Here is an 18,996-nt window from a genome sequence, read left to right on the forward strand (position 1 = left end):
CGGCGATCGGCCCGGCTTCAGAACCCCAGCGGCGGCAACCCCGCCGGCGGCGGGATCAGCAGAGCCTCCCGCTCCGCGGCCACACCCTCCTTCCAGCTCTGCCAGGTCGGGCTCGCCAGCACGATGCCGGCCACGGCGGCGGCCAGGCGCTGGCCCGCCTCCACATCCGAGGGGTAGTGCAGACCGCAGGTGGGGCGGGCCGTGGCGGCGTGTTCCGCCACCGTGAGCAGCCGCTCTCGCCGCTCCGGCAGCAGGTCGGCCAGCAGCAGCGCCGCCCCCCAGTACCAGGTGGCGTGGCCGCTGGGATAGGACAGGCTCCGCTCCAGCGGCAGGCAGGGCCTCAGATCATCATGATCGAGGAAGGGGCGCCGCCGGCCCACCTTGTTCTTGATCCGGGTCTTGGCGCCGTCGAACAGGGCCAGAAAGGCCGGCAGATCCCGCAGCACGGTCGGAGCGCTGCGGCGCAGGCTCGCGCCCACGGCGGCATCGAAACGACTGAGATCCCGGCCCAGCAGGCTCCAGCTGCGGGCCACACCCGCCGGGGTCCGCCGCTCCTGCAGCCAGCGCAGGATGGCCAGATCCCGTGCCAGCGCCTCGCTGCCGGCAGCCGGTGGCGGGCCGATGCGCTGCTGCAACGGGGCCACCGGCACGGTCAGACCGGCCGCCGCCGCCGTGCCGCTCACCACCTCGGCCGGCAGGGGATCGGCCCGGCCGGCGGCCACTGGCCCGATCCCGGCGGAGCCCAGACTGACCGTGACCAGCAGGCCGGCCAGGGCCGCAGCGCGGACCGGTGCATCCCATGCGCCCCTCTCGCCCCGACGGTGCATCGCCACAGCCTGATCCTCCGATCCGAGCCAGCCTGGCAGCGTCGCCCCGACCCATGGCCGATCCCGAGCCGATCTCCACGCGCCGCCGCCGGGAGCTGCAGCGCTTCCTCGCCCAGCTGGCACCCGATGGCGGCATCGAAGCCGGGGATCTGGCCCCCGTCGATGAGGCCCTGACCCACACCTCGGCCGGACTGCCGCGCAACCATGAACGGCTGGAGTTCCTCGGCGATGCGGTGCTGCGCCTGGCGGCGGCCGAATACCTGCAGCGCCAGCATCCGCAGCTGAGCGTGGGTCAGCACTCAGCTCTGCGCTCGCTGCTGGTGAGCGATGCCTGGCTGGCCGATCTGGGTGAGCGCTGCGGCATCGAGCAGGTGCTGCGGGTGGGGCGGCGCACCTCGCACGACCGATCAGCCCGCCGGACCCTGCGGGCCGAGGCCACCGAAGCCCTGATCGGGGCTCTCTACGTGAGCCGCGGCAGCCTCGAGCCCATCCATCGCTGGCTCACACCCCACTGGCAGCGGAGCAGCGCCGCGATCCTGGCGGATCGGCACGGCTGCAACTGGAAATCAGCCCTGCAGGAGTGGAGCCAGGGTCGCGGTCTGGGCCTGCCCCGTTACGACTGCCGCGACGAGGGCAGCGGCCATGCCGACCCGCAGCGCTTCCAGTGCCGGGTGCATCTCGAGGGCCGGGAGCTGGGTCAGGGACGGGGCGGCTCCCGCCGGGCTGCCGAACAGGATGCGGCCCGGATGGCGCTGGACCGGATCGATCAGACCGCGGAGGACGGGTCGAGCGGTGCGCCGCAGCGGTCGCAGTGACGGGCGTCCGGGCGGTGTCCGTAGCGGCCGCAGCGGCCGCAGGTGCGTGAGTCGAGTGCGGTCTGGCGCAGTCCCTCGTAGGTGACGATGCCGGTGGGGATGGCGATGATCCCGAAGCCCAGCATCATCACCACCGCCGCCAGCACGCGGCCGAGGGAGGTCTGGGGCACGAAGTCGCCGTACCCCACGGTGGTCATGGTCACGATCGCCCAGTACACCCCCTGGGCGACGCTGGTGAACTGGGTCTCGGGGTGCACGCTCTCGATCGCCACCATCGCGTAGCCCAGCACCACTTGCAGGATCACGACGAAGAAGATGAACACCACGATCCGCCTGGCGCTGGCCCGCAGCGCATTGGCCAGGGTGGTGGCCTCGTCCATGAAGCGGAGCAGCTTGAACACCCGCAGCACCCGCCCGAACTTGAAGACCCACAGCAGCAGGCCGCTGTTGATCTGGGGAACGAAGAAGAACAGAACGGCCATGAAATCGATCAGGCCGTAGAAACTGAACAGGTACTGCAGGGGCCGCACGGACACCAGCAGGTGCAACAGGAAGTCGGCCACGAACACCGCGAGGGTGACCTCCTCCATCAGCTCGAGAACCCGCACCTCCGCCGGCTCGAGCGGGTGTCCGTCGAAGAGCAGCAGCAGAACGCTGAGCAGGATCGCCCCGAAGACCGTCAGGTTGTAGAGACGGCCCGCGGGGGTGTCGGCCTCCAGCACCGTGCGGCGCAGGCGCAGCAGCCAGGCACGCGACGGCCGCCCCTCCGGGACCGGCGCAGGCCCAGGAGCGCTCATCGGGTCCTCAGGCCTGCGTCAGATGGCGCAGCGGCAGGGTCACCAGCTTGTCCCAGTTCCCTCCCTCGAACAGCACGGCGGCGCGGTCGCCGCTGATGCGCTGCACGAAACCGGTGTAGCCCCGGTAGATCGAGCAGGGGTCGCTCACCACCACGGTGGACCCGGGCAGGATGGGCAGTGGGGACGTGGCCATGGAGCGCCGGAGCGATGGAGGCATTATCGGCGCCGCAGGGCGATCCGGACGAGGAGTCCTGGCTGGTGGTGGGGCGCATCGTGGCCGCCCATGGGCTCCGGGGCGAGCTGCGCGTCAATCCCAGCAGTGACTTTCCCGAGCGCTTCACCCGCCCCGGCCCCCGCTGGCTGCGGACGGGACGGCAGCCGGCGGAGGCCGTGACCCTGACGGCGGGCCGGCCCCTGCCGGGCAAGCGCCTCTTCGTGGTGCGGCTGGAGGGAATCCGGGACCGAACGGGCGCAGAGTCCCTGGTGGGGCGGGAGCTGCTGGTGCCGGCCGACCAGCGTCCCGAGCTGGCGGAGGGCGAATTCCACCGCCTCGACCTGCTGAATCTGGAGGTGCGGCTGCTGCCCGACGGAACCGCGATCGGGCGGGTGAGCGATCTGCTGGGCAGCGGTCAGTCGCTGCTGGAGGTGGCCCTTGAGCGGGAGGGCACGAGCCGGCGCGTGCTGGTCCCGTTTGTGGACGCCATCGTGCCGGAGGTGCGACCGGACGAGGGATGGATCGGCATCGATCCACCTCCGGGTCTGCTCGAGCTTTGAACCGTCGCCTCGGCTTGAATGGAGGGCCCCGCGCCCGGGGCCACCACCCCACCGAGCCGATGAGCCCTGCCTCGCCTGCCCTGGTTCCCGTGATTCTGTGCGGGGGGACCGGCACGCGGCTCTGGCCGCTCTCACGCGCCAGCTACCCCAAGCAGTACTGGCCCCTGGCCGCCGAGGGTGATCGCACCCTGCTGCAGCAGACCCAGGCCCGCCTGGAGGGGCTGCCGGATCTGGCGGCACCGCTGCTGATCTGCAACGAGGACCACCGCTTCATCGTGGCCGAGCAGATGCGGCAGATCGGCGTGCGCCCGGGCGGCATCCTGCTGGAGCCCATGGGGCGCAACACCGCACCGGCTGTGGCGGTGGCGGCCCTGCAGGCCACCGCTCACGGGGAGGACCCGCTGCTGCTGGTGCTGGCCGCCGACCACCTGATCCGCGATGGCGCCGCCTTCCGCGAGACCGTCCGTGCCGGGATTCCGGCGGCACTGGAGGGCCGCCTGGTGACCTTCGGCATCGTGCCCACCGCGCCGGAGACCGGCTACGGCTACATCGAGGCGGCCGAGAGCCCGGCGGGAACGGACGGGGAGGCACCGCCCGCGGCGGTGCCGATCGCCCGGTTCGTGGAGAAACCCGACCGCGCCACCGCCGAGCGCTTTCTGCAGGAAGGTCGCTTCACCTGGAACAGCGGCATGTTCCTGTTCCGGGCCAGCGCGATCCTGGCAGAACTGGAACGGCTGGCGCCCGATGTGGTGAGCAGCTGCCGCTCGGCGATCGAGCACGACAGCGCCGATCTGGAGTTTCTGCGGCTGGAGGCCGGAGCCTTCGCCGCCTGCCCCAGCGTGGCGATCGATGTGGCGGTGATGGAGAAGACGCGCCTTGGATCGGTGCTGCCCCTGCGGGCCGGCTGGAGCGATGTGGGCAGCTGGAGCGCCCTCTGGGACACGGCGGACCGGGACGCGGAAGGCAATGTGATCCGCGGCCGGGTGATCAGTGAGGGCAGTCGCAACTGCTATCTGCGCAGCGAGAACCGGCTGGTGGTGGGCCTAGGGGTGGAGGACCTGATCGTGGTGGAGACCGACGATGCGGTGCTGATCGCCCACCGCGACCGGGCCCAGCAGGTGAAATCGGTGGTGCAGCGGCTGGAGGCCGACGGCAGCCCGGAAGGCAAGGCGCACCGCCGCATCTACCGCCCCTGGGGCTACTACGACGGGGTGGTGGACGGAGAGCGCTGGCAGGTCAAGAAGATCCAGGTCAAGCCGGGCGCGGCCCTGTCCCTGCAGATGCACCACCACCGGGCCGAACACTGGGTCGTGGTGAAGGGCACGGCCCTGGTGGAGCGCGACGGCAGCGACGAACTGGTCTGCGAGAACCAGAGCACTTACATCCCGCTGGGCTGCCGGCACCGCCTGGTGAACCCGGGCCGCATCCCCGTGGAGATGATTGAGGTGCAGAGCGGCGCCTACCTCGGTGAGGACGACATCGTCCGCTTCGAGGACCGCTACGGACGCACGGACGCGGTCGATCCCGGCCCGGCCGTCACTCCACGGTGACGCTCTTGGCGAGATTGCGGGGCTGATCCACGTCCAGGCCCCGGTGGGCGGCAATGTGGTAGCTGAGCAGCTGCATCGGAATCACGCTGAGCAGCGGACTGAGCAGCTCATCCACCTCCGGCACCGGCAGCAGCACATCGAAGAGGGCGGTGTCCGGCCCCTCCGGCGCCACGCCGATCAGGCGGGCATCCCGGGCCTTGGCCTCCTGCGCGTTGGAGAGCACCTTGTCGAAGACCCGGCCGGGCATGGCGATCGACACCACGGGCACGTGGGAATCGAGCAGGGCGATGGGCCCGTGCTTCATCTCACCGGCCGGATACCCCTCGGCGTGGATGTAGCTGATCTCCTTGAGCTTCAGGGCTCCCTCCAGGGCGATCGGGTAGTTGATGCCGCGGCCGAGAAAGATCACATCGCGGGTCTCGGCGAACAGATGGGCCAGGTCCTCACAGCGCCGGTCGTGATCCCGCACCAGCGCGGTGAGGCGATCGGGCAGCGCCCGGAGTCCCTCGCTCAGCTGTTCCAGGCGCTGGCGGGGGACGCTGCCGCGTCGTTCCGCCAGATGGAGTGCCAGCGCGTAGAAGCTGAGCAGCTGGCCGAGGAAGGTCTTGGTGGCGGCCACACCCACCTCGATGCCGGCACCGATGTCGAGCAGGTGGGGCACCTGGCGTGCCAGCGAGCTCTCGGCCCGGTTGGTGATGCCCAGCAGGCGGGCTGCCTGGGCGGGGTCGGGATGGGCCGCCCGGCGCTCGGCCTCCATCGCCAGGGCGGCCAGGGTGTCGGCCGTCTCGCCGGACTGGGTGACACCGATGGTGAGGGTGTGGCGCTCCAGGGGCGGGGGGGCATAGCGGAATTCACTGGCGTGGAACACCGCCGTGGGCAGCCCCGCCAGAGCCTCCAGCAGGTGAGCGCCCACCATCGCCGCGTGGCGGCTGGTGCCGCAGGCCAGGATCTGGACCCGCTCCACCCCCTCGAACAGTCCGGGATCCAGCGGCAGGGCCACCAGAGGCCCCGGCCCGCCACCGGCCGGGCTGGCTCCGGGCCCCGGCAGGTGGCGGGCGACCCAGAGGGCGCAGGTTTCAGGTTGCTCGTGGATTTCCTTGAGCATGAAGTGGCGGAAGCTGCGCTTGTCCGCCACGTGATCCGCGCCGCTCAGGAGCGTCGGGGCCCGCTGCAGGCGCGCACCACCGCTGTCGTACAGCTCGATGCCCAGGGGCGTGAGCAGGGCCACCTCCCCGTCATCCATCGGCAGGATCGTGCGGGTGACGCCCGCCAGGGCCGGGGTGTCGCTTGCGCAGAGGAACTCCCCCTCGCCCAGCCCGATCAGCAGCGGCGCCTGACGGCGCGCCACCACCAGCCCGGACGGCAGCTCGGACCAGATCACCGCCAGGGCGTAGGCCCCCTCCAGCAGGGGAAGCACCGAGCGAACGGCCTGAAGAAGGGTGGCGCCATCGGCGCTGGCGGCCGGATGGGACTCCCGCCAGCGCCGCAGGGCACGTGCGATCAGATGGGGGATGACCTCCGTGTCGGTCTCGGAGCGGAACGCCACCCCCTCGGCCTCAAGCTCATCGCGAAGGGCCCGGTGGTTCTCGATGATGCCGTTCTGGACCACCGCCACATGTCCGGCCTGGTCCAGGTGCGGGTGGGCGTTGTGCTCCTCGGGCTTGCCGTGGGTGGCCCAGCGGGTGTGGCCGATGCCGCAGTGGCCGGCAGCCCCCTCCCGCTCGAAGCGGGCAGTGAGGTTGTTGAGCTTGCCCTTGCTGCGCAGGCACTGCAGCTGGCCGCCCCCCTCATCGCCCCGACGCACGGTGGCGAGGCCGGCGGAGTCGTACCCGCGATACTCCAGCTGCCGCAGGCCCTCGAGCAGCAGCGGAGCGGCCTCACGGCTGCCGATCACCGCAACGATGCCGCACATCAGGCGTCCCTCCCACCACAAGGATCCGGGACAAAAAAAGCCCGGACCAGATCGCGTCCGAGCTTATGGCTGAGGACCGATGCCGCCGGGGCTCAGTAGGCCAGACCCATGCTGCGGGTGGTCTCGTCACCCAGATAGACCCGGATGCTGAGGAAGTCGGTGGGGCAGGCGGTCTCGCAGCGCTTGCAGCCGACGCAGTCCTCGGTGCGGGGGGAGGAGGCGATCTGGCCGGCTTTGCAGCCATCCCAGGGCACCATCTCGAGCACGTCGAGGGGGCAGGCCCGCACGCACTGGGTGCAGCCGATGCAGGTGTCGTAGATCTTGACGGAGTGGGACATTCCCGGCCGGAAAACGAACGGCGTGCCGCAACCGTACCCGTGCTGTCCGGGGCCGTTACAGAAGGCACGGGAGGCCGTCACCGTTGTTCATAACGGGCCGGCCCGTAAGATGCCCGCTCCGATTTCAGAGGCCATGTCCCAGGAAGAGATCCTCGCCAAGGTCAGCAAGATCGTCGCTGAGCAGCTGAGCGTCGATGCGGGCGAGGTGAAGCCTGAGTCCAACTTCCAGAACGATCTGGGCGCCGACTCCCTGGACACCGTTGAACTGGTGATGGCTCTGGAGGAGGCCTTTGATATCGAGATCCCCGATGAGGCCGCTGAGGGGATCGCCACCGTCGGCGACGCCGTCACCTACATCGAAAGCAAGCAATCCTGAGGGGCTCCATGGGGGAGGGCTTCCACCGCGTCGTGGTCACGGGCCTCGGGGCGGTCACACCGATCGGCAACACCGTCCACGCCTACTGGGAGGGCCTCACCTCAGGGGTGAGCGGTGGTGCGCCGATCACACTGTTCGATGCCTCGGCGCATGCCTGCCGCTTTGCCGCTGAGGTGAAGGGATTCGATCCCACGGGCGTGCTGGAGCCGAAGGAATCGAAGCGCTGGGACCGGTTCTGCAAGTTCGCGGTGGTGGCCGCCAAGGAGGCACTCGCCGATGCCGGGCTCGAGATCAGCGAGGCCAACGCCCATCGGGTCGGCGTCTCGATCGGTTCGGGCGTGGGCGGTCTTCTGATGATGGAGAGTCAGGCCCACGTGCTGGCGGACCGGGGCCCCTCGCGGGTGAGCCCGTTCACCGTGCCGATGATGATCCCCAACATGGCGGCCGGCCTCACCGCCATCGCTCTGGGGGCCAGGGGGCCCAGCACGGCCTGCTCCACCGCCTGCGCCGCCGGGTCGAACGCCATCGGCGACGCGTTCCGGCTGCTGCAGCTGGGCAAGGCCGATGCCATGGTCTGTGGTGGTGCCGAATCCGCCATCACCCCGCTGGGTGTGGCCGGCTTCGCGAGCGCCAAGGCCCTCTCCTTCCGCAATGACGACCCCGCCGGAGCGTCACGGCCCTTTGATGCCGAGCGGGATGGCTTCGTCATCGGCGAAGGTTCCGGCATTCTCGTGCTGGAGACGCTCGAGCACGCCGAAGCCCGCCAGGCCAACGTGCTGGCGGAGGTGGTGGGCTACGGCATGACCTGCGATGCCCACCACATCACCGCGCCCGCCCCGGGCGGAGCCGGAGGCGCCGTCGCCATGCGGCTGGCGCTGGAGGACGGCGGGCTGGAGCCGGAGGCGATCGACTACGTCAACGCCCACGGCACGAGCACCTCGGCCAACGACACCAACGAGACCGCAGCGATCAAGACCACCCTCGGCGAGCGGGCCCGGCAGGTGGCCATCAGCTCGACCAAGTCGATGACGGGCCACCTCCTCGGTGGCAGCGGCGGCATCGAAGCCGTGGCCTGCGTGCTCGCCATGCGCCACGGGGTGGTGCCACCCACGATCAACCTGCACACGCCGGATCCGAGCTGTGATCTGGATTACGTGCCCAATGAGGCCCGTGATCTGACATTGAACGCCGTTCTCTCCAACTCCTTCGGCTTCGGCGGCCACAACGTCTGTCTGGCGTTCCGTCGAATGGCCTGATCGCCGGCTTCCAGCGACCGGGTGAGCGACAGAGTCTCTCCCGGTCCATCCTTCAGACTCACTGCATCGAAAAACGACTCAAACATCCATGGTTGCCGCTCCCGCTTCGCTCGACACCCTCTGCGTCAACAGCATCCGCTTCCTCGCCGTGGACGCGGTGAACAAGGCCAAGAGCGGCCACCCGGGCCTGCCGATGGGGGCTGCACCCATGGCCTTCGCGCTCTGGGACCGCTTCCTGCACCACAACCCGGCCAACCCGCGCTGGTTCAACCGCGACCGCTTCGTGCTCTCCGCCGGTCACGGCTGCATGCTGCAGTACGCCCTGATGCACCTCACCGGTTATGCCTCGGTGGGTCTCGACGACCTGAAGCAGTTCCGCCAGTGGGGCTCCCGCACCCCCGGCCACCCCGAGACCTTCGAGACCGCCGGCGTTGAGGTGACCACCGGCCCCCTGGGTGCGGGCATCTCCAACGCGGTGGGTCTGGCGATCGCCGAGGCGCATCTGGCGGCGAAGTTCAACCGCCCCGGCAGCACCCTGGTGGATCACTACACCTATGTGGTGATGGGTGACGGCTGCAACCAGGAGGGCGTCGCCTCCGAGGCCTGCTCCCTGGCCGGCCATCTGAAGCTCGGCAAGCTGATCGCCCTGTACGACGACAACCACATCACCATCGACGGCGACACCGGCGTGTCCTTCACCGAGGACGTGCTCAAGCGCTACGAGGCCTATGGCTGGCACGTGCAGCACGTGGCGGACGGCAACACCGATGTGGACGCCGTGGCCCGGGCGATCGAAGCGGCCAAGGCCGTGACCGACAAGCCCTCGATCATCAAGGTCACCACGACCATCGGCTACGGCTCCCCCAACAAAAGCAACACCGCCGGTGTGCACGGCGCCCCGCTCGGCGAGGAGGAGGCCACCCTCACCCGCCAGCAGCTCGGCTGGGAGTACGGCCCCTTCGAAGTGCCCCAGGAGGCCTACGACCACTTCCGCAAGGCCCTCGACCGCGGCGCCAGCCTCGAAGCGGAATGGAACCAGACCCTGGCGGCCTACCGCACGAGTCATCCGGCCGAAGCGGCTGAATTCGAGCGGATGCTGCGCGGCGAACTGCCCGAGGGCTGGGATTCCGCCCTCCCCGCCTACACCCCCGACGACAAGGGTCTGGCCACCCGCAAGCACTCCCAGATCTGCCTGGGAGCCCTGGGCCCGAACCTGCCGGAACTGATCGGCGGCTCCGCCGACCTGACCCACTCCAACTACACCGACATCAAGGGCGAGACGGGGTCCTTCCAGCCCGAAACGCCCGAGAAGCGCTACCTGCACTTCGGCGTGCGCGAGCACGCGATGGCCGCCATCCTCAACGGCATCGCTTATCACGGCAGTGGCCTGATCCCCTACGGCGGCACCTTCCTGGTCTTCGCGGACTACATGCGCGGCTCGATGCGGCTCTCCGCCCTGAGTGAACTGGGTGTGATCTACGTGCTCACCCACGACTCCATCGGCGTCGGGGAAGACGGGCCGACCCACCAGCCGGTCGAGACGATCCCGTCCCTGCGGGCCATGCCCAACATGCTCGTGATCCGCCCGGGCGACGGCAACGAGACCAGTGGCGCCTACCAGGTGGCGGTGAGCAACCGCCGCCGCCCGACCGTGCTCTGCCTCAGCCGCCAGGCCATGGCCAACCAGGCCAACTCCTCGGCCGCTCAGGTGGCCAAGGGCGGTTACGTGCTGGAGGACTGCGACGGCACACCGGAACTGATCCTGATCGGCACCGGCAGCGAACTCGACCTCTGCGTCCAGGCCGCGGCCCAGCTGAGCTCGGAAGGCCGCCGGGTGCGGGTCGTCTCCATGCCCTGCATGGAACTGTTCGAGGAGCAGAGCGCCGAGTACCGCGAGTCGGTGCTTCCCGCCGCGGTCCGCGCCCGGGTTGCAGTGGAGGCGGCCGAAGCCTTCGGCTGGCACAAGTATGTGGGCCTCGATGGCGCCACCGTGACCATGGACCGCTTCGGTGCCTCGGCGCCCGGTGGCACCTGCATGGAGCAATTCGGCTTCACGGTGGAGAACGTTCTCGCCAAGGCCAGAACCGTTCTGGGCTGACGTCGGACAGCACACATCCGGCGGGGGTTGCAACCCCCGCCGGTTTCCAGCAGCTCCGGTGATCGTCACAAGCAACGATCACCGGAGCTTTCGACTCAATCGAGCTTGTCCATCTTCACGGTGGCCAGCTCCTGTGCTCCCTGCGGCTTCAGAACCGTTTCCAGCGCCTCAATGTCGGCATCGGTGATCTTGGTCTGCATCGGGCAGTGCTTGGGTCCGCACATGGAGCAGAACTCCGCCTGCTTGTAGATGTCGGCAGGCAGGGTCTCATCGTGGTACTGGCGGGCCCGCTCCGGATCGAGGGAGAGTTCGAACTGGCGATTCCAGTCGAAGGCGTAGCGCGCCCGGCTGAGCTCATCATCGCGATCCCGCGCTCCCGGCCGGTGGCGGGCGATGTCAGCCGCGTGGGCAGCGATCTTGTAGGCGATCAATCCCTCGCGCACGTCCTCCGCGTTCGGAAGGCCCAGGTGCTCCTTGGGGGTCACATAGCAGAGCATGGCCGTGCCATGCCAGCCCGCCAGTGCCGCGCCGATGGCACTGGTGATGTGGTCGTAGCCCGGCGCGATGTCGGTGACGAGAGGACCGAGCACGTAGAAGGGCGCCTCGCTGCACTCCTCCATCTGCTTGCGCACGTTGAACTCGATCTGGTCCATGGGCACATGGCCCGGACCCTCCACCATCACCTGCACGTCATGCCTCCAGGCGCGGCGGGTGAGTTCGCCCAAGGTCTTCAGTTCGGCCAGCTGAGCCGCATCGGAGGCGTCGTGCTGACAGCCGGGTCGCAGGGAGTCGCCCAGCGAGAAGGTGCAGTCGTAGCGCTTGAAGATCTCGCAGATGTCCTCGAAGCGCGTGTAGAGGGGGTTCTGGCGGTGATGGTGCAGCATCCACTGGGCCAGGATGCCGCCGCCGCGGCTGACGATGCCGGTGAGGCGGCCCTTCACCAGCGGCAGGTGCTCGATCAGCAGGCCGGCGTGGATGGTCTGGTAGTCGACGCCCTGCTGGCAGTGCTTCTCGATGATGTGGAGGAAATCGTCCTCATCGAGGCGCTCGATCGAACCGTGCACGCTTTCCAGGGCCTGGTACACCGGCACCGTGCCGATGGGCACCGGTGAGGCCTGGATGATCGCGGTGCGCACCTCATCCAGGTTCACGCCACCGGTGGAGAGATCCATCACGGTGTCGGCGCCGTACTTCACCGCCAGCTGAAGCTTCTCCACCTCCTGGCTCACATCGGAGGCGTTGGGGGACGCGCCGATGTTGGCGTTCACCTTGCAGCGGGAGGCGATGCCGATCGCCATCGGCTCCAGGTTGGGGTGATTGATGTTCGCCGGGATGATCAGGCGTCCGCGCGCCACCTCCTCCATCACCAGCGATTCGGGCAGCGACTCCCGCCGCGCCACATGGGACATCTCCTCGGTGACCAGCCCCTGGCGGGCATAGTGCATCTGGGACACGTTGGCGTGTCCGCGGCGTGACTCAATCCAGGCGCGACGCATGCGGGACCTCCTTCAACTCCGGGAGAACAGGGGAGCCGCCCGAGGGCGGAGAGGAGACCGGCTGCGTTGTGGATCGCACTTCCCTGCGCCGGAACGACCCGGATCAGGTTCGGAGGGTGTGATCTCAGCCCGGGCGGGCACCCCTAGTGACTTCCGAAAGCTAGCAACCGCCGATCGGGCCGCGCCGGCGACCGCTGCATCAGGGCTGCAACCCGTTCAGCGCCGCCGCCACCACGCGATGATCGCTGTCCTGCTGCAGGGCCCGCAGCTGCTCACGGGCCGCTGCGGCCGGCTCGCCGCCCTCCCGCACCAGCCGGCCGAGCACCTCGGCTCCGCCCACCCGCACCGTGCCGTCGCCATCGGCGACGGCGAGGCCGGCCAGCTCGTGCAGCCATTCCGGCCGCATCTCCTCCTGCTCCGCCAGGGCCGAGAGGATGCTGCAGCGCACCAGCCAGGCGCTGTCGGCCCGGAAGCTGGCCACCAGCACCGGCCAGGACCGCACCACCCCGTAGCTCACCAGAGCGTTGGCCGCCTCGGCCCGCACATTGGGGTCTTCGTCCGCACTCACCGTGCGCTCCAGGGCCGACCAGCCCTCCTCGCTGCGTTTCACGCCCAGCCCGGCGCAGCTGAGGGAGCGCACGAGGAACTGCTGCTGTTCCAATCCGAGCAGCAGGAGGGGCACCGCCTGCTCATCGGGGACCTCCCGCAGCCGGGCCAGAGCCGGCATAGCCCGGGATGGATCCCCCGAACCGATCGCCTCCTTCAGGACCTGCAGATCCGGTTCCATCCAGCCCAGCCGAGTCCGGGGACTCAGCGCTCACATCCCTCCGACCGTAGAGCCTGCAACAGGGCGGCCCGCCTCCGCCGCCGCTGCAGGGCCAGGCTGGCGGTGAGTCCGGTGCCGATCAGGAGCGCCGGAACGGCCTGCAGGCGATCGCGCCCCTGACGCTGGGCCATCCCCAGCAGGGCGATCAGCACGAGCAGCGGCGCTGCCAGCCCCAGCAGGGTGCGGATCACACCCGGGAGCCGCGCCGCTCCATCCAGCGCAGCAGGGTCAGGCTCAGCACCTCGATGCCGATCGCCAGGCAGTCTTCGTGGGGTTTGAAGGCGCAGTTGTGCAGGGGGGCGCAGCCCTCCGGGCCGGCCACACCCAGACGGAACATGGTGCCCGGGGTGTCCCGCAGCAGCTCGGCGAAATCCTCCGCCCCCAGCGAGGGCTGCTCGAGCTGCAGCACCTGATCCACGCCGATCCGCTCACGGGCCACGCCGGCGAGCAGGTCGGTGAGGGCCGGATCGTTGTGCACCGGCGGCGCGATCGGCCGGTAGCGCACCCGCGCATCGCCGCCGTAGCCCTGGCAGAGGGAGACCACGGTCCGGCGGATCCAGTCCGGCAGCTGATCGTGCTGGCGCGTGTCCAGACAGCGGACGGTGCCCAGAAGACGGACGTGATCAGCGATCACGTTGAAGGCCTTGCCCCCCTCGATCCGCCCGAAGCTCACCACCACGGGCTGGAGCGCGTCCAGGCGCCGGCTGATCGCCTCCTGCAGGCCGCTCACCACCCGGGCGGCGATCCAGATGGCATCGGTGGACTGGTGGGGCCGGGCTCCATGGCCCCCCTCGCCGATGACCTCGACCTCCAGCTCCCCGGCCGCGGCGGTGAGGCTGCCGGAGCGCACGCCGATGCTGCCGACCGGCAGGGAGGGGAAGACGTGCACCCCGAAGAGGGCCTCCACGCCGTCCATCGCGCCATCGGCCCGCATCCAGCCGGCACCGGTGGCGAGCTCCTCGGCCGGCTGGAACAACAGCCTCACGCGGCAGGTGAGGTCGCCTTGCCGATGGCTCAGCAGCCGGGCCACCCCCAGACCGATGGTGGTGTGCAGGTCGTGGCCGCAGGCATGCATCACCCCCTGGCGGGTGGAGGCATAGGGCAGGTCGGTGCGCTCCTCGATCGGCAGGGCGTCCATGTCGACCCTCAGGGCCACCAGCGGCGCCCCGGCCGGGCCCAGTTCCGCCACCACACCGGTGCGTCCGACGCCCTCGCGCACGTGCCAGCCCATGTGACGGAGCTCACCGGCCACCAGGGCGGCGGTCTGGTGCTCATCGCCGCTGAGCTCGGGGTGGGCATGCAGGTGGCGGCGCAGCCCGATCAGATCGGGCAGGGCGGCCTCGAGCTGTTGCCGCAGGAGACCGTCGCAGCCGGCAGGGGCCACGGTCATCGGCTCACGAGGGCGAGGAAATCCATCAGGTCCTGGGTGGGGGCGGGCGGCCAGCGGCGGATCGCCAGCAACCATTCTCGCTGCCGGTAGCGGGGATCGAGCCCCGAAGCCGCGGCCCAGTTGCTTTCCGCCTCACCGCCGGCACCCCGGCTCCACAGCAGGGCGGTGAGAGCCGCACGGGCATCGGCGAAGAGGGGATAGCGCCGGATCAGCCGCCTCAGTTCGGCCTCCGCCTCGGCCCGATCCCCCAGCTGATAGGCCGCCAGCGCCGCGCTGGAGCGGGCCATGGCGAAGCCCGGCCTCACCAGGGAGGCCTGCTCGAACAGGCGGCGGGCCTCGGACCAGTGCTGCTGCGATCCCTCGACGTTGGCGAGGTTGTAGAGAGCGGAGGCGTCTTCGGGATCGCGCTCGAGAATCCAGCGGTAGTCGGCGCTGGCCTCGCTCCAGCGCTGCAGGGCCTCCTCGGCCGTGCCCCGGTTGAGATGGGGATCGGCTTCCTCGGGGGCCAGCTCCATGGCGCGGGTCTGATCGGCGATCGCCCCTTCGCCGTCGCCGAGGGCGAGGCGCACGTTGCCCCGGTTGCTCCAGGCGGCGGCATCCGCGGGGCTGCGCTCCAGCACCAGGTCCCACAGGGGCAGGGCATCACCGAAGCGACCCTCCTGGCTGGCCGTGAGGGCCTGATCGAACAGCTGGGGCAGGGAGAGCTGCAGCGCCAGCAGCAGCGCCCAGACGACGCTCACGGATCGATCCCGGCGAGGTGGCGGCGCGCCGCATCCGTGAGGACGCGGCCGCGGGCGGTGCGCTGCAGAAAGCCGGCCTGCAGCAGGAAGGGCTCCACCACCGTCTCCAGCGTGACCGGGTCCTCGCCGAGGGCGGCCGCCAGGGCCTCCAGTCCTGCGGGGCCTCCGTTGTGCCGCTCCTGCAGCAGGTGCAGCAGCCGCCGGTCGCTGGCCTCGAGGCCGCGGGCATCGACGCGGTGCAGGTCGAGCGCCTCCCGCACCAGGGCCCGGTCCACCCGGCCGCGGTCCTGCACCATCGCCACATCGCGCACCCGCCGCAGCAGGCGGTTGGCGATGCGGGGGGTGCCGCGGCAGCGGCCGGCGATCTCCTCGGCGGCGCCGGGCTCCAGCGGCAGGGCCAGCAGGGCGGCGGCGCGGTGCACGATCGCCTCGAGATCCTCCCGGCGGTAGAACTCGAGCCGCTGCAGCAGGCCGAAGCGGTCGCGCAGGGGCGAGCTCAGCGCTCCGGCGCGCGTGGTGGCTCCCACCAGGGTGAACGGGGGCAGGGGCAGGGAGCGGGTGCGGGCCGCACTGCCCTTGCCGACCGTCAGGTCGAGGCGGCCGTCCTCCATGGCGGGGTAGAGCAGCTCCTCGGCCACGCGGTTGAGCCGGTGGATCTCATCGATGAACAGCAGCTCGCCGGGCTCCAGCTGCATCAGCAGGCCGACGATGTCGCGGGGGCGCTCCAGGGCCGGGGCGCTGGCGATCCGGCAACCCACGCCCATCTCCTCGGCCAGGACCAGCGCCATGGTGGTCTTGCCCAGTCCGGGGGGGCCGAACAGCAGCACGTGATCGAGGGGCTCGCCGCGCCGGCGGGCCGCCGCAATGGCGATCGCCAGCACCTGCTTGAGCTCGCTCTGACCGATGTAGTCGTCGAGGCGCCGGGGCCGCAGCCGGTCCTCGCGGGCCGGGGCCCCACCGGCCCCAGCGGTGGCCTCCGATCCGCCGTCCCCCGCTTCCACGGCGTTGGGATCCATCAGCCGCGGGCCCGGTCCGGGCGGGGTCCGGCGACCGCCCGGAGGGCCGGCAGCGGAGGAGACGATGGCCATGGCCGCACGGTACCGGGCTCTCGATAGGGTCGGGAGAGGGGCGAGCGCCATGGGCAAGGGGAAGGGCCGCAAGGGCCGGGCATCCGGCGGCAAGGGAGCGACCAGCCTGCTGGCGGACAACCGTCAGGCGCGCCATCAGTACGAGATCCTGGAGACCCTGGAGGTGGGGGTGGAACTGCTGGGCACCGAGGTGAAGTCGGTGCGGGCCGGCAAGGCCAACCTCCGGGACGGGTTCTGCCTGATCCGTCGCGGTGAGATGCAGCTCCACAACGTGCACATCTCCCCCCACAGCCATGCCTCGGCCTACTTCAACCACGAACCCCTGCGGGTGCGGAAGCTGCTGGCCCATCGCCGCGAGATCGAGAAGCTGCGGGTCGCCCTGGAGCAGAAGGGGCTGACCCTGGTGCCGCTCAACCTGCACCTGAAGGGGTCCTGGATCAAGATGACCGTGGGTCTCGGTCGCGGCCGGAAGCTGCACGACAAGCGCCAGGAGGAGCGGCGGCGCCAGGACGCCAAGGAGGTGCGCTCAGCGCTGAAGCGCCTCTGAGCCACCCTCCGGCGCCCCATCCGGGAGCGACCCCGCAGCCGACGGACCGGGAGCAGGCTCCGAAACGGAGCCTGCTTGCAGAGGCTCCGGCGCGCCGGCTGGGGCCTCCACGGGCGGGGCGTCCGATCCGCTGGAGCCGCGCGGTGAATCGCTGGGACCCGTGCCGTCGCCGGCCTCCGCCGATCCGGGCCTGAGTCCGGGGGCGACCTGGGCGGGTGCGGTGCTTCCGGAGAGATCCGGATCGGCGCGGCAGGAGAGGGTGATCAGACCGGAGGAGACCCCGTCGTTGGTGATCAGCACCTGGACGGGACTGCCGGCGGAGGCGGGCAGTTGCACCACGCGCAGAGGACCATCCGGTTCCAGCACCGCTCCTTCGGCCGCGAAGACCGTCATCCGCATCAGCGGCGTGCCGTTCACGCCCAGCACGAGCTGATGCCCCTCCGGCACGGCGATGGACACCAGCCGGGCCCCGCGACCCGACACGCGGGTGGAGAGATCCAGCGGCTGGCCGGAGCGGGCCTCGATGCGCTCGATGTCCACCGTGGCCAGACGCTGCTCGGCGGCCGCGGTCCAGAGCTGGCGGAAGGGCTCGGGCGGACGCCCGCCGCCAGCGCGCTGGGGAAGGATCGACGCGGCGCTGCTGGAGACGAGCTGGGCCAGAGCCTCCGCACTGATGCCCTGCTCCTGGAGATCGGCGCGGCGCTTCTGCCAGTCCGCATCGCTGAAGCTGCCGAGACGGGAGCGCAGCTCCGGCGGGAGCTGCTCGACCCGGGCCAGCCATTCCTCGGCCAGGTCGTTCCAGGCCCGGCGCAGGGGAGCGTCGGCCAGGGAATCGGAGGGAGGCCGGCCCTGACGCTCGGGAAACCGCTCCATCAGGCTGGCATCCACCAGGGAGAGGAACCAGCCGCGATCGACCTGCAGCGCCCTGAGGCGGCTGAGCAGCGCCTGACGCTGATCCACCTCGGCGGGCGGCAGCGTTTCCGCCCGGGGTGTGGGACGTTCCGGCAGCGGCTGGCGGGGCTCGCGCGCCGACGGCTGATCGCGGCTCAGCAGCAGCCAGCCGAGGCCGGTGCCCACAAGGGCGGACACCAGCAGCGCGATCACGACGGGCCAGAGGCGCCCTTCGGCGGCCTGATCGCGCTCGCGGGCCCGCTGCCCCGGGCTGGGCGGCAGGGGCTGGGATGGGGCCGGGGGGTCCGGTACCGCCGCCGGAGCACCCGCCGGCGCCAGGGGCACGGTGCGGTCGGACCGGGCCACAGGGCCGGTGCTGTCGGGCACGGGGATGGCCTCAAGGGCCTCCAGGGCGTCCGCCGCGCTGCGGAAGCGCTCCGCCGGGCGCTCACTGACCAGTCGCGCCAGGGCATCCCGCAGGCGGGGCTCACCATCGAGGCCGGTGGGCAGGCGCCAGCTGAGATCGGTCGGCTCGAGCAGCCGCTGAGGCGGATCGCCCGAGAGGAGCACCAGGGCGCTGACCCCGAGGGCGTGGAGATCCATCCAGGCCGCGAGCGCGTCGCCGCGGCCCTGGGCCGCCGGGGCGAAGCCGGCCGTGGCACCGCGGCCGGGAGCCCGGCCGTCCTGACGCTGCAGCAGGCCCACATCCAGCAGCACCGGCAGGCCGTCCCGCTCGCGGCGCAGGAGATTGGAGGGATTGAGGTCGGTGTGCACGAGCCCCTCGCCATGGAGGAGGCTCAGCACCGGCAGCACCTGCCGCAGCAGCAGCAGCACCTCTCCCGCTCCGAAGACCATCTGCCGCTCGGAACGGGCCTGAAGCAGCTCGGCGTAGGTCCGCCCCTCCTGCCACTCCCGCACGATCCAGAGACGGGCGTCCTCCTCGATCAGTGCCCCGAAGCGGGGGATCTGGGGGTGCAGCAGGCCCTGAAGGGCGGGCCAGAGCTCCCGCAGGCGGCTCTGGTCGGCCGGATCCTCCAGGCCGCGCAGCACCACGGACGAGGAGGAGGCCAGTCGGTCGATCCCCCGCCACAGCTGACCCTGGCCGCCGCTGCCCAGCGGTGCCACCAGCTCGAAGCGCCCGCCGATGCAGGACCCGGCCCGAACCAGGGGGGAAGGGGGAGCGGTCCCCAGCTCGGATGGACGGGGCATGGGGGCAGGAGAGAGCGCGGCAGACCTCCATGGAACAGGTGGTGTCAACGCCCTGGAGACCTATGG

Annotated in this window: 19 protein-coding genes and 1 riboswitch; of the genes, 7 read left to right on the top strand and 12 right to left on the bottom strand. The window is 70.7% G+C overall.

The features are described 5' to 3' along the window. Positions 1 to 17: 17 nt before the first annotated feature. On the bottom strand, positions 18 to 827 hold the full coding sequence (locus EVJ50_RS09790) for a phosphatase PAP2 family protein (RefSeq protein ID WP_225323192.1): 810 nt from the start codon (positions 825 to 827) through the stop codon (positions 18 to 20). 53 nt (positions 828 to 880) lie between these two features. On the opposite strand from EVJ50_RS09790, the gene rnc reads away from it, so the two are divergent. Beyond that, on the top strand, positions 881 to 1,642 hold the full coding sequence (gene rnc / locus EVJ50_RS09795) for a ribonuclease III (protein WP_150883727.1): 762 nt from the start codon (positions 881 to 883) through the stop codon (positions 1,640 to 1,642). Here the strand turns inward: rnc and EVJ50_RS09800 are convergent. After that, the gene (locus tag EVJ50_RS09800; RefSeq protein WP_150883729.1) at positions 1,594 to 2,439 is read right to left on the bottom strand and encodes an ion transporter; all 846 of its coding nucleotides are present in this window, start codon (positions 2,437 to 2,439) and stop codon (positions 1,594 to 1,596) included. The two genes, rnc and EVJ50_RS09800, sit on opposite strands and share 49 nt — an antisense overlap. A gap of 7 nt (positions 2,440 to 2,446) precedes the next feature. Then, positions 2,447 to 2,632, bottom strand: coding sequence for an NAD(P)H dehydrogenase subunit NdhS (locus EVJ50_RS09805; protein ID WP_150883731.1), 186 nt, complete (start codon positions 2,630 to 2,632; stop codon positions 2,447 to 2,449). A 14-nt stretch (positions 2,633 to 2,646) separates the two neighbouring features. Between EVJ50_RS09805 and rimM the strand changes: the two genes are divergently transcribed. After that, positions 2,647 to 3,213: a ribosome maturation factor RimM gene (gene rimM / locus EVJ50_RS09810; RefSeq protein WP_150883733.1), complete on the top strand. Its 567-nt coding sequence runs from the start codon at positions 2,647 to 2,649 to the stop codon at positions 3,211 to 3,213. Between the two features lie 59 nt (positions 3,214 to 3,272). Next, on the top strand, positions 3,273 to 4,763 hold the full coding sequence (locus EVJ50_RS09815) for a mannose-1-phosphate guanylyltransferase/mannose-6-phosphate isomerase (RefSeq protein ID WP_150883735.1): 1,491 nt from the start codon (positions 3,273 to 3,275) through the stop codon (positions 4,761 to 4,763). Here the strand turns inward: EVJ50_RS09815 and glmS are convergent. Both glmS and psaC read right to left on the bottom strand, forming a co-directional pair. Further along, the gene (glmS, locus tag EVJ50_RS09820) at positions 4,750 to 6,675 is read right to left on the bottom strand and encodes a glutamine--fructose-6-phosphate transaminase (isomerizing) (protein WP_150883737.1); all 1,926 of its coding nucleotides are present in this window, start codon (positions 6,673 to 6,675) and stop codon (positions 4,750 to 4,752) included. The two genes, EVJ50_RS09815 and glmS, sit on opposite strands and share 14 nt — an antisense overlap. A gap of 92 nt (positions 6,676 to 6,767) precedes the next feature. Then, a complete protein-coding gene (gene psaC, locus EVJ50_RS09825; protein ID WP_011934551.1) occupies positions 6,768 to 7,013 on the bottom strand; it encodes a photosystem I iron-sulfur center protein PsaC in 246 nt (81 codons plus the stop codon). Positions 7,014 to 7,146: 133 nt separating this feature from the next. Between psaC and acpP the strand changes: the two genes are divergently transcribed. From acpP to tkt, 3 genes are all read left to right on the top strand, one after another. Beyond that, positions 7,147 to 7,389 carry an acyl carrier protein gene (gene acpP, locus EVJ50_RS09830; RefSeq protein ID WP_150883739.1) on the top strand — a complete coding sequence of 81 codons (243 nt, stop codon included), beginning with the start codon at positions 7,147 to 7,149 and terminating at the stop codon, positions 7,387 to 7,389. An 8-nt stretch (positions 7,390 to 7,397) separates the two neighbouring features. After that, the gene (fabF, locus tag EVJ50_RS09835; protein WP_150883741.1) at positions 7,398 to 8,645 is read left to right on the top strand and encodes a beta-ketoacyl-ACP synthase II; all 1,248 of its coding nucleotides are present in this window, start codon (positions 7,398 to 7,400) and stop codon (positions 8,643 to 8,645) included. Positions 8,646 to 8,733: 88 nt separating this feature from the next. Then, positions 8,734 to 10,743, top strand: a complete 2,010-nt coding sequence (tkt, locus tag EVJ50_RS09840) for a transketolase (RefSeq protein WP_150883743.1) — start codon at positions 8,734 to 8,736, stop codon at positions 10,741 to 10,743. 95 nt (positions 10,744 to 10,838) lie between these two features. Here the strand turns inward: tkt and thiC are convergent, their stop codons facing one another. The 6 genes from thiC to ruvB all read right to left on the bottom strand — a co-directional run bounded on the left by thiC (position 10,839) and on the right by ruvB (position 16,283). Beyond that, positions 10,839 to 12,239: a phosphomethylpyrimidine synthase ThiC gene (gene thiC, locus EVJ50_RS09845; RefSeq protein WP_150883745.1), complete on the bottom strand. Its 1,401-nt coding sequence runs from the start codon at positions 12,237 to 12,239 to the stop codon at positions 10,839 to 10,841. Between the two features lie 63 nt (positions 12,240 to 12,302). Then, a riboswitch (TPP riboswitch) is annotated at positions 12,303 to 12,394 on the bottom strand. 44 nt (positions 12,395 to 12,438) lie between these two features. Further along, positions 12,439 to 13,026: a HEAT repeat domain-containing protein gene (locus EVJ50_RS09850; protein WP_150883747.1), complete on the bottom strand. Its 588-nt coding sequence runs from the start codon at positions 13,024 to 13,026 to the stop codon at positions 12,439 to 12,441. Positions 13,027 to 13,049: 23 nt separating this feature from the next. Next, positions 13,050 to 13,256 (bottom strand): DUF3188 domain-containing protein, encoded by a 207-nt coding sequence (locus EVJ50_RS09855; protein WP_225322886.1) that lies wholly within the window; start codon positions 13,254 to 13,256, stop codon positions 13,050 to 13,052. Further along, entirely contained in the window at positions 13,253 to 14,455 is a 1,203-nt protein-coding gene (locus EVJ50_RS09860) for an amidohydrolase (protein WP_150883749.1), read from the bottom strand. The genes EVJ50_RS09855 and EVJ50_RS09860 overlap by 4 nt, the downstream gene beginning before the upstream one ends. Continuing rightward, positions 14,452 to 15,195: a tetratricopeptide repeat protein gene (locus EVJ50_RS09865; protein ID WP_150883751.1), complete on the bottom strand. Its 744-nt coding sequence runs from the start codon at positions 15,193 to 15,195 to the stop codon at positions 14,452 to 14,454. The genes EVJ50_RS09860 and EVJ50_RS09865 overlap by 4 nt, the downstream gene beginning before the upstream one ends. Beyond that, positions 15,192 to 16,283, bottom strand: coding sequence for a Holliday junction branch migration DNA helicase RuvB (gene ruvB / locus EVJ50_RS09870; protein ID WP_150883753.1), 1,092 nt, complete (start codon positions 16,281 to 16,283; stop codon positions 15,192 to 15,194). The genes EVJ50_RS09865 and ruvB overlap by 4 nt, the downstream gene beginning before the upstream one ends. Positions 16,284 to 16,332: 49 nt before the next feature. Here ruvB and smpB point away from each other — a divergent pair, with 49 nt between their 5' ends. Further along, positions 16,333 to 16,830 carry an SsrA-binding protein SmpB gene (gene smpB / locus EVJ50_RS09875; RefSeq protein WP_150883755.1) on the top strand — a complete coding sequence of 166 codons (498 nt, stop codon included), beginning with the start codon at positions 16,333 to 16,335 and terminating at the stop codon, positions 16,828 to 16,830. Here smpB and EVJ50_RS09880 read toward each other — a convergent pair. Next, positions 16,810 to 18,930 carry a protein kinase gene (locus EVJ50_RS09880; RefSeq protein WP_150883757.1) on the bottom strand — a complete coding sequence of 707 codons (2,121 nt, stop codon included), beginning with the start codon at positions 18,928 to 18,930 and terminating at the stop codon, positions 16,810 to 16,812. The two genes, smpB and EVJ50_RS09880, sit on opposite strands and share 21 nt — an antisense overlap. Between the last annotated feature and the right edge of the window lie 66 nt (positions 18,931 to 18,996).

The organism is Synechococcus sp. RSCCF101 (genome assembly GCF_008807075.1).
Taxonomy (GTDB): Bacteria; Cyanobacteriota; Cyanobacteriia; order PCC-6307; family Cyanobiaceae; genus RSCCF101.

Bases quoted from the DNA above. Each gene is read 5' to 3' on its own strand.
- EVJ50_RS09790 (WP_225323192.1), bottom strand. From the start codon at position 827: ATGCACCGTCGGGGCGAGAGGGGCGCATGGGATGCACCGGTCCGCGCT.
- rnc (WP_150883727.1), top strand. From the start codon at position 881: ATGGCCGATCCCGAGCCGATCTCCACGCGCCGCCGCCGGGAGCTGCAG.
- EVJ50_RS09800 (WP_150883729.1), bottom strand. From the start codon at position 2,439: ATGAGCGCTCCTGGGCCTGCGCCGGTCCCGGAGGGGCGGCCGTCGCGT.
- EVJ50_RS09805 (WP_150883731.1), bottom strand. From the start codon at position 2,632: ATGGCCACGTCCCCACTGCCCATCCTGCCCGGGTCCACCGTGGTGGTG.
- rimM (WP_150883733.1), top strand. From the start codon at position 2,647: ATGGAGGCATTATCGGCGCCGCAGGGCGATCCGGACGAGGAGTCCTGG.
- EVJ50_RS09815 (WP_150883735.1), top strand. From the start codon at position 3,273: ATGAGCCCTGCCTCGCCTGCCCTGGTTCCCGTGATTCTGTGCGGGGGG.
- glmS (WP_150883737.1), bottom strand. From the start codon at position 6,675: ATGTGCGGCATCGTTGCGGTGATCGGCAGCCGTGAGGCCGCTCCGCTG.
- psaC (WP_011934551.1), bottom strand. From the start codon at position 7,013: ATGTCCCACTCCGTCAAGATCTACGACACCTGCATCGGCTGCACCCAG.
- acpP (WP_150883739.1), top strand. From the start codon at position 7,147: ATGTCCCAGGAAGAGATCCTCGCCAAGGTCAGCAAGATCGTCGCTGAG.
- fabF (WP_150883741.1), top strand. From the start codon at position 7,398: ATGGGGGAGGGCTTCCACCGCGTCGTGGTCACGGGCCTCGGGGCGGTC.
- tkt (WP_150883743.1), top strand. From the start codon at position 8,734: ATGGTTGCCGCTCCCGCTTCGCTCGACACCCTCTGCGTCAACAGCATC.
- thiC (WP_150883745.1), bottom strand. From the start codon at position 12,239: ATGCGTCGCGCCTGGATTGAGTCACGCCGCGGACACGCCAACGTGTCC.
- EVJ50_RS09850 (WP_150883747.1), bottom strand. From the start codon at position 13,026: ATGGAACCGGATCTGCAGGTCCTGAAGGAGGCGATCGGTTCGGGGGAT.
- EVJ50_RS09860 (WP_150883749.1), bottom strand. From the start codon at position 14,455: ATGACCGTGGCCCCTGCCGGCTGCGACGGTCTCCTGCGGCAACAGCTC.
- ruvB (WP_150883753.1), bottom strand. From the start codon at position 16,283: ATGGCCATCGTCTCCTCCGCTGCCGGCCCTCCGGGCGGTCGCCGGACC.
- smpB (WP_150883755.1), top strand. From the start codon at position 16,333: ATGGGCAAGGGGAAGGGCCGCAAGGGCCGGGCATCCGGCGGCAAGGGA.
- EVJ50_RS09880 (WP_150883757.1), bottom strand. From the start codon at position 18,930: ATGCCCCGTCCATCCGAGCTGGGGACCGCTCCCCCTTCCCCCCTGGTT.